11 protein-coding genes are annotated in these 13,850 nt (G+C 43.6%); 9 read left to right on the forward strand and 2 right to left on the reverse strand.

Annotated elements, in window-relative coordinates:
• The first annotated feature begins 395 nt into the window (after positions 1 to 395).
• The 4 genes from QUF19_RS25450 (at position 396) to QUF19_RS25465 (ending at position 5,725) form a co-directional block, all read left to right on the forward strand.
• The gene (locus QUF19_RS25450) at positions 396 to 1,805 is read left to right on the forward strand and encodes an ATP-binding protein (protein ID WP_286300982.1); all 1,410 of its coding nucleotides are present in this window, start codon (positions 396 to 398) and stop codon (positions 1,803 to 1,805) included.
• The gene (locus QUF19_RS25455) at positions 1,783 to 2,433 is read left to right on the forward strand and encodes a response regulator transcription factor (RefSeq protein ID WP_286300984.1); all 651 of its coding nucleotides are present in this window, start codon (positions 1,783 to 1,785) and stop codon (positions 2,431 to 2,433) included. Before QUF19_RS25450 ends, QUF19_RS25455 begins: the two co-directional genes overlap by 23 nt.
• Positions 2,430 to 3,248, forward strand: coding sequence for a DUF2861 family protein (locus QUF19_RS25460; RefSeq protein WP_286300986.1), 819 nt, complete (start codon positions 2,430 to 2,432; stop codon positions 3,246 to 3,248). The genes QUF19_RS25455 and QUF19_RS25460 overlap by 4 nt, the downstream gene beginning before the upstream one ends.
• Before the next feature lie 161 nt (positions 3,249 to 3,409).
• Positions 3,410 to 5,725: a glycoside hydrolase gene (locus tag QUF19_RS25465; RefSeq protein WP_286300988.1), complete on the forward strand. Its 2,316-nt coding sequence runs from the start codon at positions 3,410 to 3,412 to the stop codon at positions 5,723 to 5,725.
• A 115-nt stretch (positions 5,726 to 5,840) separates the two neighbouring features.
• Here QUF19_RS25465 and QUF19_RS25470 read toward each other — a convergent pair whose 3' ends face one another.
• On the reverse strand, positions 5,841 to 6,743 hold the full coding sequence (locus tag QUF19_RS25470) for a LysR family transcriptional regulator (RefSeq protein WP_286300991.1): 903 nt from the start codon (positions 6,741 to 6,743) through the stop codon (positions 5,841 to 5,843).
• A 127-nt stretch (positions 6,744 to 6,870) separates the two neighbouring features.
• On the opposite strand from QUF19_RS25470, the gene QUF19_RS25475 reads away from it, so the two are divergent.
• From QUF19_RS25475 to QUF19_RS25495, 5 genes are all read left to right on the forward strand, one after another.
• Positions 6,871 to 7,935 (forward strand): HlyD family secretion protein, encoded by a 1,065-nt coding sequence (locus QUF19_RS25475; protein ID WP_286300993.1) that lies wholly within the window; start codon positions 6,871 to 6,873, stop codon positions 7,933 to 7,935.
• 3 nt (positions 7,936 to 7,938) lie between these two features.
• The gene (locus QUF19_RS25480) at positions 7,939 to 9,489 is read left to right on the forward strand and encodes a DHA2 family efflux MFS transporter permease subunit (RefSeq protein WP_286300995.1); all 1,551 of its coding nucleotides are present in this window, start codon (positions 7,939 to 7,941) and stop codon (positions 9,487 to 9,489) included.
• A 330-nt stretch (positions 9,490 to 9,819) separates the two neighbouring features.
• Positions 9,820 to 11,409 carry a response regulator gene (locus tag QUF19_RS25485; RefSeq protein ID WP_286300998.1) on the forward strand — a complete coding sequence of 530 codons (1,590 nt, stop codon included), beginning with the start codon at positions 9,820 to 9,822 and terminating at the stop codon, positions 11,407 to 11,409.
• On the forward strand, positions 11,403 to 11,735 hold the full coding sequence (locus tag QUF19_RS25490; RefSeq protein ID WP_102434952.1) for an Hpt domain-containing protein: 333 nt from the start codon (positions 11,403 to 11,405) through the stop codon (positions 11,733 to 11,735). Before QUF19_RS25485 ends, QUF19_RS25490 begins: the two co-directional genes overlap by 7 nt.
• 502 nt (positions 11,736 to 12,237) lie before the next feature.
• Positions 12,238 to 13,134 (forward strand): sigma-70 family RNA polymerase sigma factor, encoded by an 897-nt coding sequence (locus tag QUF19_RS25495; RefSeq protein ID WP_286301003.1) that lies wholly within the window; start codon positions 12,238 to 12,240, stop codon positions 13,132 to 13,134.
• Positions 13,135 to 13,279: 145 nt separating this feature from the next.
• On the opposite strand, the gene QUF19_RS25500 is transcribed toward QUF19_RS25495, so the two are convergent.
• Positions 13,280 to 13,633: a hypothetical protein gene (locus QUF19_RS25500; RefSeq protein ID WP_286301005.1), complete on the reverse strand. Its 354-nt coding sequence runs from the start codon at positions 13,631 to 13,633 to the stop codon at positions 13,280 to 13,282.
• Positions 13,634 to 13,850: the final 217 nt, after the last annotated feature.

Consider the following 13,850-nt stretch of genomic DNA (forward strand, 5'->3'; position numbering starts at 1 on the left):
ATTTTCCAACATATGTAGTGGGTGCGTTTTGATGAGGTCACTTTAACGACCGGTAAGATCACTAACATCACAACCAAATAAAAACGGCATTAAACTTAAATAAAACGCTAATATTCAATTACTTAATGTTAATATTTGAATGCAATTTCGGTGTGTTTTATTTGTTTTTTATACAGATTTGATATCGTGATTTCTTTGTATATCCTTACGGTGGATATTGGGGCGACGCTAGGCTCAGTTTGATGGTTCTGTATTCAGAACTGACCATGTTCACGATGTTTGATTGGCATGCTAATCACAGTTTTCAACAAAAGTGCACTTGTTGACATTCAGGTTACAAAACTTGACCAAAACACTTTAGACTCACCTCAACAACTTTTAACGAGAATGACTGGATGCGCAGGCTGACATTAGCCCTTTGTTTGACCCTTTGGCTCCCAACATTAGCCAACGCCCAAAGTTTGCAAGACAAGTGGCAAACCCTGTATCAACTCAGTTGGCAATCGTCCCCTATCTCAGTTTCTCAGCAAGAGTTAACCCAATACCCGAAAGCGCTTCTTCAGGAAAGCAGTCGTTACCCGGACTTCAACAAGTTCAGTTGGGATGACATCGCAGAGTTAGCCTCGGTAAAAGACAACTGCCGAGCGATTGAAAGCAATAACCCTTCATTAGATGATGCCATCGAGTTTGAGCTCGCTTTGTGTCAGCAACAAGCATTGGATTCCATTTGGTTTGCGGCACACTCAAAACGACACCCTGCTGGTGGCAGTTTTGCTGATCGTTATGTTGCTCACTACCCAGAGAGCAGTGAACAAATCCATTCGTTTTTGAGTATCAGCAATCCTCTGCACCCGTTGTTTACCAAGCTCGAAAGCTTAACCGCAGACGGGAAAGAAGCTCTACTCAATGGATACCGTGCTTGGCAACAAGGTGATGTGCTTTGGTTGAGTGGCGAACAAGGTTGGAAAGCGATCCCGTCGGAAGTTTGGCAACCTATCGCAGAGCAACAAGAAGTGACATTGTCGGGAGAGAATTGCACTTTTCGTTATAGTAACGTGTGCATGAGTGAATCGAGTAATGACAGGCTTGTCATGAAGCTTGTGACTCTCTCATTACTTTTAACGCTATTTTCCGTGCTAAGTAGAGCCTTATATCTGCGAAGAAAAGAGCGCAAAGAGAAACAGTTTGTGTTGCAGCTTCTCACACATGAACTGCGCACACCGATCACTAGCCTTGGCTTAACCGTCGAAATGTTTAGAAATCGCTACGATGAATTTCCCGATGATACCCAAGGTGCAGTTTGGCGCTTAATCTCAGATTATCAACGGCTCTCTCAACTCACCGAAAACAGTAAAGTGTATCTAAGTGCCGATCAGTCCGAGCCTTTATTGAAGCAAAACGCATCATTAGAAGAGTGGCTCGACCATGTTTGCGAAAAGCACAATATTGCTTATCAATGTGAAGCAAGAGATGTTGAACTGAACCTGCCTTATTACTGGCTAACCATCTGTTTAGATAACTTGATCAAGAATGCCAAGCAACACGGGCAAGGTAAGGTTTTAGTCAAGGTCACCCTTGCCGATAAGCTGAGTATAGAGGTACAAGATGAGGGTCACTTCCCCTCTTTGATACAACGACTTATTTCAAGAACGACACCGTGCGCCAATCACAAACAAGATAATATGGGCATTGGCCTAACTATTGTCGAGCACTTGATGAAACAAGCGAATGGCCGCCTCATCATTCTCCGTAATCCAACCCGATGTATTTTGGAAATCGCTTATGAACACTCTACTGCTGATTGAAGACGACCAACTACTTGGGCAAGGCCTTGTCAGTTTCTTTGAATCCAATGGGTATCAATGCCTTTGGGTGCAAGATGCTCAGAGTGTCAGTAAGCTGTGGTTACGTGCCGATCTCGTGGTGCTTGACCGACAACTTGAAGACGGCGATAGCTTACGACACTTGCCTAATTGGTTACTGCTCAAAGCTCTGCCTGTGATTGTGTTAACGGCCAAAGTGGAAGTTCAACAACGCGTAGAAGGTTTAATGGCAGGCGCCAAAGATTACGTAACTAAGCCTTTCTCGAACGAGGAATTGCTGGCACGAGTGATCACTCAACTTCGCCCGTTAGGTGTTAGCCACTTGCATTACGCCAACATCCAAATCAACTTGTCAGAAAGAATCGCTTATTTGGATGACAACCCTATCGCGCTCAAGCCGAAAGAGTTTCAGCTATTGGTTTTGTTTGTTCAAAACCAAGGGCGCGTGTTCCACCGAGATGAGTTATTAAATAAAATCTGGGGATATCAAGCATTCCCAAGTACACGAACCGTTGATAACCACATACTGCGTTTACGTCAAAAGCTACCAACGCTGAATCTAGAAACGCATCGTGGAGTTGGTTATCGTTTGGCTGGGGAATCACAATGAAAGTAAGTTCATTAACAGCACTGCTCTGCACATTGCCCTTTGCGTGTCATGCAGCTTGGTTTACCAATACGCCATTGCAACACACCTATCAATCGTTGCTCGATGATCAACCGCAAGTGGCATGGCAAGAACTTCAAATCGCGCTTGATCAGGCGGAGCTAGATAGTCAACTTTGGTTACCCGTGAAACAAGAAATCCTGAGTCGAACTCAATGCGGAAGCACTCTTGAACAAAGTGCTACGCCCAACAACCACATCCAAGTCAGCTTTATCAAACGCCACGGTCTTTCGTCACAAGGCTATCAGATCAAAGTGTCTGCGGAGCAACTCAGTGAAGCGTCAGAAGATCAAACGCAACGCATTTCTCTGGTTTCGCCTAATGGGAAAGTGGTTATCGACGGACAGCTCAATGTCGATGTCGAATATCAAGAGATCGAAACCAGCGAGATGTTCCTCAAGCCTGAATCGGGTGTTTATCGGTTAATGATAGGGTCGAACAACTACCCTATTGTTGTCGCTTTGGACGATAACAAGCGGTGGCTAGCACTCGAAAGTAAACTTAACGACCCGCATATTGTGGTAACACCACCAGAGATAATCGACAACTGCCCAGACACCAATGTCAGTTGGCAGTGGTTTGATGAAAACTACGATATGCTAGGTTTCAAGGTGCCAATCAAAACAACGCAAGCATCTGTTCCTACAGAAAGCCCGGCCGGAGCTAAAGCTAAACACTTAAGTGCATCGGTTGAAATGTTTGAATACCAAGGCGCAATTGAAGTCCAATATGTACAGCGTGTCGCGGTGCCTTTCTAACAGATATTCGCTTCTAACAGACAGCCGTTTCTAAGAGACATTCACAACAAGGTGCAAGACCTGCAATAAGCCAATGGAGCTTCAAATAGAGACATATAGGTGACAAAACACAAGCGCGACTTGGGTGTAATGACCGTACTTACCCTTTACGGAATCTAGATATGCTCAATGTTCGTCATCAACTTAATTTTACGTCTTGTGCCATTGCGGCTCTATTCGCGACTTGTGCGTTCTCGGCAAACGCACAAGACAGCCAGATAACGCTAACGAATACCAACAACAGCAACACAGTATCGATTTCAACAAAGACACTAGCGATAGATTGGAATGACTTAAGCGTTAATAGCGCTGCTTTGACCGTTGATCGCCAGCCTCAAAAGGTTACTCATCTAGTCACAGACTCAAAAACCAAAGCTTCTTGGACGCTAATGCCAAGCGGAATCAATGTTAAAGCAGAACTTAAGCAAGGTGATCTTCTTGTCCAATTCACCTTACCTTCAAACACACAGGTAAAGCGAGACCAACCCATTGAACTCGCTTGGTTTGACCTTGCTGAACAACAAACTCAAACCCTATTCCTGCCCTTTAGCGAAGGGATGCGCGTGCCTACCAACAATAAGCAGTGGGCAAACTATCTAATCGACAATCATTCAGGAAGTAACACCACTCAAGACTTAAAGATGCCGTTTTGGACCGTACAACAGAATGATCAATTCATCAGTTATCAGATGATTAATCCAACCAACAACCAATTGCTTTTTTCTAATGCGTCATCGGATATGTCTTCTGATAAGAAGACCAAGATTGATATGAGCGTTTCACACCAATTTACAGCGCTGAATCAATCACAGCCTTTTACGGTTCGTATAAAACTTGGAAACTCTTGGCTAGATGGCGCCAAACAATACCGCGATTGGCGCATCGATCATGGTCTCTCTGAATCGCTTGTCGACAAGCAAAAGCGTAATTCAGATGTGAGTAAGCTGATTGGTGCGAGTCACGTTTATCTGTTTGGTAAAGACCCATTAAGCATCCAAGATGTGAACGACTGGTGGGGGTTAAAAGCCTGGTACTTCGAGGACTCTCAATTAAACATTTCAAATGAAGCGAAGCGAGAGTTATCTCCTTTATCCAAGGGGAAAGATTGGTTTAGCCAATATCACAAACAGCTGCTGTTGGACTCTATCAGCCAGTCACTTCAAGGTTTGTACCCTATTGCAACGCCAACACTTGCTGATAACACCATAAAAGCTCAACACACCGCAGCTCAACATAAGAAGAACTGGTTGATTAAACACGCCTCTTCTTATCTCAATGCACCTGATACTTGGGGGCAAGCCCTATCGTCGGATATGGTCAGCAACCTAAATAAAGCAGGCCTGAATAAGCTTTGGCTGGGTTTTGACAACTGGATGCCAGCTTTCTATCAACCGAACGCGGTGGAACTGGCTAAACAATCTGGTTATTTAGTTGGAACCTACGACTCCTACAACACAGCCATACCCGCCAAGTCAAACGACAACTGGCTAACGGCTCAATTGCCGAAACCCATTCGCGAGACTTGCGCGATTGAGTTGGCGGATGGCAGTTTGAAAAAAGGATTCCGAGGAAACGGTTTCTATCTAAATCCGAATTGTAATCTAGATTACGTGAAACAGCGCGCCCTCGACATCATGCGCTTTGGTCACTTCAATAGCTTGTTCTTAGATGTCGATGCGACCGCCATGGCGCGTGAGGATTATCGAGACAATACCAATGAGCTGGATATGCTTTCTGCCTTCAATAACCGAATGCAGTGGTTAAGCGAGCAACCAGATTTAGTACTGGGTTCTGAAGATGGCAATAGCTTGACAACAAAAGGCATCGCCTTTGCGCACGGCTTAGAAACGGTCGGCTTTGGTTGGACAGACAAAGACATGAAAGAAAATCGAAAGTCGCCTTATTACTTGGGCCGTTGGTATCCTGATCATAAGCCTGATTTCTTCTTTAAGTCAGCTAAAGTCAAAGAACCCTACAAGTCATTGCTGTTTTCACCTCAATACCGAATTCCGTTATACCAAGCTGTATTCCATGACGAAGTGATTAACACCCACCATTGGCATTCAGACAGCTTAAAATTCACCAATGTAAAAGCCAATCGCGATTTAACTGCCATGCTTTACAACACGCCAGCGATGGTTCATTTAACAAGAGATGAAGCGTTATCGAGCTCAAGTCCCAGGCTTAATGCATTAAAACACTATCAAGATGGGTTTGAGCCAATACACGAACAACTATGGGACAAAGCGCTGGTTGACTTCATATGGCTGGATAAGAGCGGCAAGGTTCAACAAACCTTATTTGACGATGGCAGTAAGATCATCGCGAACTTCTCTGACCAAGCGTTTCACCAAAACGGTGTCGATGTTGCGGCAACGTCTATCAAAGCCGTATTAAGTAATGGACAAGTAGTAGAGTGGCAACCAGCGCTCGATTGATCGCACTCTTACTATTTCATTAGTGAGTGAGTTAGTTTTGCAGTTCTTTAGTGTTCTATATCGATACTAAAGAACTGAGTATTTGTGTCGCGATTTAAGAGTGATTAGACAAAAGCTATTCATGGTTTCGGCTTTGAAATGCAGTGAGTAGATAGTCGATAAAGACCTTTTTACGTTTAGGCATAAGCTGCCTGTCGGCATAAACCAAACTCACCGAGACTTGGGGCATGTCATATTCGGGCAGTAAGTGCACCAGTCGACCAGTTTTAAAATGGTCTCTACAGATGAACTCAGGGAGCACTGCAAGTCCTAACCCATCGACACATGCTGTTAAACACGCGGTAATGGTATTCACCTTCAGTTGGCTTGGAAGCTCTATCAGCTCGGATTCACCGTCATCAAGCTGTAACTTCCATTTAGGCAAACGCGCCGCTTTATTCGAGACTTCAATCATTCGAAATGGTGATTTGAGATCCTTCGGTGTTTTTATTTCGCCAAATTGTTCTAAATACTCCGGGCTTGCGACCAATACACGCTCCGAGGTCGTTAAGTAACGAGAGACCAAACTCGAATCCACCAACTCACCAATCTGCGCGTAAAGATCGATGCCTTCACCAATAATGTCGACTTCACGGTTAGTTAGTTCCAAATTCATCGTTACATTCGGATGTTCAAGAAGAAAGCTGTGAATATACTTCGCTAACACTTGGTGTCCCAATTCAACAGGAAGCACAACGTTTAGAGGGCCTCGAATCAGATCTTGGTTAGCTGAAACTTCTAATTCTGCTTGGTTCATGATCTCATGCATTTGCATGCTCGATTGATAGAAGCGCTCACCTTCCGGTGTTAACACCAAACTTCGTGTCGAACGAGTGATCAACCTCACACCTAAGTGCTGTTCTAGCTCAGCAAGTTTTCGGCTTACGGTCGACTTGGTCATGTTCAATGCCTCAGCGGCATGCGTGAAACTCCCACAATCAACGACTTGTGTAAAAACAGTGACTGCATTTAAGTCCATTCGACCACTCCAAACTAGTAATTAGTAAAATTATTGCAACAGTGTTTCTCTTTTTTCCTATCTTATCAATCAATGAGATTCATTTACAATTCGTTACATCTAAACAAAATCAAAATGAGAAAAAGAAATGACAGATATCAATAAAGCTTCGCAACCAGTAAGCACAAAAAAACGTAAAAAAGCACCGCTTATTGCTACTGCGATCATGCTGTCATTGGGCTTAGCTGGCGCTGGATATTGGTATGGCTATGGCCAGTACTTCGAATCGACCGATAACGCCTACCTACAAGGCGACATCACCAATATTAGTCCAAAAGTGTCTGGCTACATTGTTAAGTCTTACGTCAGTGATAACCAGTCGGTTAAAGAAGGTGATTTATTGGTTCAAATTGATGATCGTGATTACCAGTCCGCACTTGCACAAGCTCATGCCCATTTAACGGTAGTCGAATCAAGCGAACACAATCTTGTCGCACAACAAACGTTACAACGTAGCCAAATCAACCAAGCAGAAAGCCGTGTCGATTCAGCACAAGCCGAATATGAGCGTGCTATTCAACAAGTCGTTCGCTCTCGTAGCCTATTGAAACGTAACTATGCTTCGCAAGATGAAGTCGACAGCATGGTCGCACAACAAAAAGTCACCCAAGCAGAACTCGAAGAAGCGAAAGCAAACCTCGTCGCAAGTAACGATCAATTGATCGTAATTGCCAGTGAAATCGAACAAGCAAAGGCCTCAGTAACCGAAGCTCAGGCACAAGAACAACAAGCGCAACTTAATCTGGATTACACCAAAGTCTACGCGCCAACAGACGGTGTGATTGGCAAACGCAGTGTCCGTGAGGGTTTGTTGATTCAAGCAGGTGCGCCATTAATGAGTTTGGTACCAAACAACCAAGTATGGATTGAAGCCAACTTCAAAGAGACACAACTGAGCGGCATTCACAAAGGTCAAACTGTTGAAGTTGAATTGGACGCTTTCCCAGGCCAACCACTTGAAGGCGTTGTAGATAGCTTCTCTCCTGCTACGGGTGCGAAGTTTGCACTGCTACCGCCAGAAAACGCGACAGGCAACTTCACTAAAATCGTTCAACGTGTGCCTGTGAAAATTACTATCTCAGATCAGCAAGAGTTGAAAGGTCGACTGCTTCCTGGTTTGTCTGTGGTCGCGACCATCGATAAACGAGGCTAGACCATGAGCAACACCGCTGTTGTCAGCCCAACTAATGATGAGAACGAGGTTTCAAGACGCCATTGGATCGCCCTATTTGGTGGCCTAATTGGCGCGTTTATGGCGATCTTAGACATTCAGATCACCAACTCATCACTCAAAGACATTCAAGGCGCACTATCTGCAACCTTAGATGAAAGCTCGTGGATCTCTACGTCATATCTCGTCGCAGAGATGATCGCTATCCCACTCAGTGGTTGGCTTTCTAAAGCGCTCGGCAAACGTCGTTATATAACCTGGACGACGGCCATTTTCACCATTTCATCGTTGTTATGTTCGTTCTCGTGGAATATGACCTCGATGATCGTGTTCCGAGCAATGCAAGGTTTCAGTGGTGGCGCTTTAATCCCGCTTGCTTTCTCGCTAGTAATTCAATTATTGCCTGTTAATAAACGTGCCGTGGGTATGGCATTGTTTGGTGTCACTGCTACGTTTGCTCCATCTATTGGTCCAACGTTTGGTGGTTGGCTGACGGAGAACTTCTCGTGGCACTATATTTTCTACATCAACATTCCGCCCGCTCTGCTCGTGATCACCATGATCAGATATGGTTTGGACGATGAAAAGCTCGACCTTGGCACCTTGAAGAAAGCAGATTGGTTCGGCATCGCAACCATGGCGCTGGGATTAGGTTGCTTGGAAGTGGTGTTAGAAGAAGGTAACCGCGAAGAGTGGTTCAGCTCGAGCTTTATCGTTGGCCTGAGCATTGTGTCCGCCGTGAGTTTGGTTTACTTCGTGATAAACGAGCTGCAACACAAAAAGCCACTGGTGAATTTGCGGCTATTGCGGGATGCGCAGTTTGCGATGTCTTGTATCGCCTATCTGATTTTAGGGATGGCTTTGCTCGGCTCAATCTATGTATTGCCGTTGTATTTAACGCAAATCCAGCAATACAACGCGATGGAGATCGGTGAAGTCCTGATGTGGATGGGTTTCCCACAACTACTGATATTCCCAATAGTGCCCAAGCTGACGCAAATCATTAAGCCTAAATACTTGGTGACCTTTGGTTTCGCGATGTTTGGTTTCAGTTGTTACGTAAACACGCACATGACCATTGATTTTGGTGGCCAACAGCTGATCTTGTCTATGGTTCTGCGCGCTATCGGTAGCCCGTTTATTATGGTTCCGCTGTCTTTAGTTGCTATGAAGAACATCAGCAAAATGGACACCCCTGACGCTTCGACCTTAACTAACGTAATGCGTAACTTGGGTGGCGCGTTCAGTATTGCGATTATCGCTACGCTACTGGATAACAAAACCCGTGAGCATCTTGCACACATCAAAGAGTCGCTACCCTCGGTGAGTCAATTAGGTTGGCAAACCCTCAAAGATCAGCAAGCGTTCTTTATTCAGTCAGGAAGTGATGCTGCGACCGCGATGCAACAAGCGCAAGCAAGCCTGTTAGGAACAATGCAACGTGACGCCGCTATCATGGCTTACAACGATGTGTTCTTAATGATGACGGCATTCTTGGCGTTAGCCGCCGTGTTGATTCTTAATATGCGCGATTAGAATTAGAGCCTTTTATTAAGCTTCACTATCGACATCAAGCCGAAGCGAACAAACAAACGAACAAACAAACAAACAAGAACAAAATATCGAACAAAAGCTCGAATCACAAAATACAGAGGCAAACTTTACGGCTTGCCTCTTTTTGATTGATAAAACCTGTATCACCACACAAAACCTAGGTGAAAAAAGCAAGTGTAAACTGGGTTTAATAAATGTTGTCGAATACTCTTTAATTACCAATAGTTTATTGAGTATTTACATGTGAGCTAGGCACCTTGACAATGTGCAACCTGACACCTAAATTAAAAATAACATTTGGTATTGAGGAAAATGGATTTGACCTTACCACCAGACCTACGGGTTTTGATTGTCGACGACTCTAAAAGTGCAACGATACTTATCAAGCAACAATTGGCGAGCCTAGGCATTGCGCGTGACTGCATCTTTATTGCAACGGATTATCGACAAGCCATTAAAGCGGTCGAGACGCACTCTTTTCATGTACTCCTCATCGATTACCATTTAGAACAATCCTTTACGGGGTTTGAACTTTTGGGGATCCTGTATCGAAATAGATTGATCGATCATACGGTAGCGACGATTTTACTCTCTGGAGACATGCGTCAGGAAACCGTATTAACCGCCCTCTCCGGCGAGGCGCATCATTTCATTTCTAAGCCGATTCACACTCAGTCGTTGGGTAAGAAAATCCAAAACGCGGTGTTCGAGTCGCAGCAAATTGATCAACTAAACCGTCTCTACCCGATTAACACTCCTGAGTTGCTTAAACAGGCATTAGACATCCCGAATAACCAAGTGAATGTTCAGTTCGAGGCAACACTCATTGAGCATTTAATTGCGGGGCAAAAATGGGACTTGCTGTCGAGTGTTATCACTAACTCGAAAACGAAAATGCACCCGACCAAATTAGTGGCAGAAGCATTGATTTTAGACAGCTTAGGCAAACCGAACCTAGCGATAGAGAAACTGCACAACTACCTGATTGTTCAGCCATTGTCATTGAACGTGATTGATTGCTTAAGCTGCATTTATGAAAAACATAAGATGCTGCTGCCTGCACTTAAGTTGGCGATCCGAGCATTTGAAATGACGCCAAGTATCAGCCATCGCGCAATAAGAGCGATCGACTTAGCAGAGAATGTCGACAATACGCACATGCTGATTAAGCTTGGGGAAATGTACGCGACCCACATTTCATCCGCCGACATTGATTTGATTCACTCCATTGGTACGCACTATGACTCGCTAAAAGCGACCTACCAACGCGAAACTCAAATACAGAATAAACGCATGTTGCTTGAGCACGCCAATCAGTTTACTGAGCTGGTTAATTTAAAGCTGCCTGCGAAACTGCAACAACAAGTGTTAGCAAGCCTTGCTCTGTTTCAAAGCAGTATATTACTGATAGAAAACAGCCCATCGGTTGCCCATAAAAAAGTGATACGAGCAACCAAGCTTTTATCGAATCATTTTTTCAACCAACCTACTTCACTGCTCGCTCAATTATTGCCTTTGCTCAGTCATTTTGGTGAATACTCGTTATATCACCTTGTGGCTGAATGCCTAAAATCTCGTGGTGAGAAAGTACAAGATCAACTGGCGTCAAACACGGCCGACCCTTCGACTTGTATCAACATCGGAAATTCGGGGTCAATACAAGAATTGAAAGATTACATTCACAGCTACCCTTATTCAGTCGCCGCTAAACTTGACTATCTATATGCCGTCAATAACGCTCACATAGAAACAAACCTTAGCGACGAATACGTAGAAGAACTGACTCAACTAGAACTTCCACCAAGATGGAACCAATGGATCAGTGACTCATCACGCAACGGTTTTTCTACTAAGCCGCCCAATCCATTTTCAACATGCAGCCGACAGGAGTCCACATGCTAGATTTTGATGCTTTAAACGCTTACTTAGATAACGACAGAGACGTAATTTTCGCTGTGTTATCAACGTACCAAGAAGATCACGGAAATTCGTTACAAGAAATAGAAGAATTAGTACAACAGCAAGACTGGGGCAAGCTTCATTTTACTGTGCATACTTTGAAAGGAATATTGGCTAGCTTTGGCGAAGAGACAGCAACGGTCGCTCTAGAGAATGTAGAACAAACCACATTCAATAAGCTGGCGCCTCAAGCTGACGATCTCTCCGTCATATACAGCGAAATGAAGATCATCAATCAGCAAATCGATGAAGTACTCAGCACTTATTAGTCAATTCACTGAAGTTTATTAGTAATAGATTTTAGTCTTGGCTAATAGCTTTTAGCTTTTAGTTTGGGATAAATCTCTAAGTATGAGTAATAGCTTTCAAGCTTTACACGGTGACCAATGTCAGCTGAACAGGTTAAAGAGCAGAGGTACTTTGGAAACATGGAACCTCGACTCTTACCATTTTCTCCTCATTATTCGCTGTCAATTACATAGTCCAAACACACTTATAAATTCACCTCATCTATCTACATATAACGATGTATAACACGTGCTTTATAAACACTGCATGTTCATGTTTTAACTGCAGTAACGTCCCTCTCAACAAGATGCAACTTAGTTAAACATTTGTAGTTCTTTTTGTGACAAATACATACGAAATTGCATTTTATTTATTGGTAAAGAAGAAACTGTTACCTACACTCTAATGAAACCAAGCGTTAATCACTTGGTGGCATAATAATAAAATAAAAAAACGTTCAGTCGGCTAAAAAAGGACAAGGAAATGAACAATGACAGTTTTGCTGCGTTTCAGGGGCTCACGGATGACACACCCATTAAAGAATCATTTTCTACCACTGCAGAACCTTATGCTCACTATCTAAAAGATATTGTGGGCATTGATCTGTTGTCGCGCGAAGATGAATTGTATTACGCAAAATTGAATCGTTCGGGTGATAAACAAGCACGCGACGTCATGATCGAATCGAACCTGCGCCTTGTTGTAAAAGTCGCAAAGAGTTACCTAAAGCGTAAAGGCAATAACTTCACACTCCTCGACCTTATCGAAGAAGGCAACATCGGTTTGATCAAGGCCATCGATAAGTACGATCCAGAACCCGGCTATCGTTTTTCGACCTATGCTGTGTGGTGGATTCGCGAAAACATTGAAGCGGCTTTAATGAACAAAGGTCGTACCGTTCGCTTACCTGCTCATGTGTGCAAAGAAATTAATAGCCTTGCCTCAAAGAAGCTTGATGTAAGCAAAAAAATGCGCAAAGAAATTTCGATCTCAGAATTATCGAACAGCTCAGGCGTAAAAGCTGAACGTGTCGATCAACTGGTCGCGTTAAGCGGGTTTATTGATGTAACAACAACGGTTGGTATCAGCCACGCTCCCCTCGTGTTAGAACAATGCGAAAGCGATTACATCCCCGACCCTCAACAAGATTGTGAAGACCGATCATTCACACATGCGCTAGAGCAGATCATCAACACACTGCCACCGAAATTGCAGAAGGTACTCATTCATCGTTTTGGTTTCTTCGATAACAACGTTAAAACGCTATCTGAAGTCGGACAAATGTTGGATGTAAATGTGTCTAATGAGCGAGTTAGACAGATGCAGAAAGAAGCGGTTGAGAGAATTCAAAAACGACTTAAATTCGATGGCTGGGTCTAAATAGCTAAATAGACATCTAAAGAACAATCACAAGGGTAAGCCTCAAAAGCTTGCCCTTTTTGTTTGCCTACTTTCTTAGCAAACTTGAGTCATCATAAACACTCAAAACAAGCAATCATGATCAGCGAACCTAGACTGCGTTTAATCACCTTAACGAAGTTGCTCTTTCGCTGCGTAGAATGAGGTAATTAACATAGGTGGTTTCAAGGCAATCTTGCTCCCACAACGACAAGATACGCTTAGTTGCAAAGTAATAGTCTTTGTTCCTCAATAACATGCCAACGGTACGGCTGAGTTTCTCAAATCGAACTTGGTCACTTGCAGAAATATAATCGTCTTCACTTTGAATAATTGGAGCTAAACCATCGGCAAACCAATTATTTAGAATTTCTCGCATCTCCAATTCAGCCTCAGGCACATCCACACTCGACAACTCACGATGTTGAGGTGGTGGCACGATGTATTTGGATGCTTGTGGTGAACTGACATATCGATACATGTCGTCCCTCCTTTTAACTGACTCTTCTAATAATTAAGGACATTTTTATCCATTAACAAGTTTTAGTGCCTAGTTTTTACGGGCAATGTTTATAGACAAGAAACAAGGAATAACGACAAATAAAAAAGCCACACAAAGCTCGCTCTGCATGGCTTCAATGAGGGCAACATTACGCTGCCCTATCTGTTTGTTGGCTCAACTGAACCAAACCTTTCTG

The organism is Vibrio sp. FE10, from assembly GCF_030297155.1.
Classification (GTDB): domain Bacteria; phylum Pseudomonadota; class Gammaproteobacteria; order Enterobacterales; family Vibrionaceae; genus Vibrio; species Vibrio apostichopi.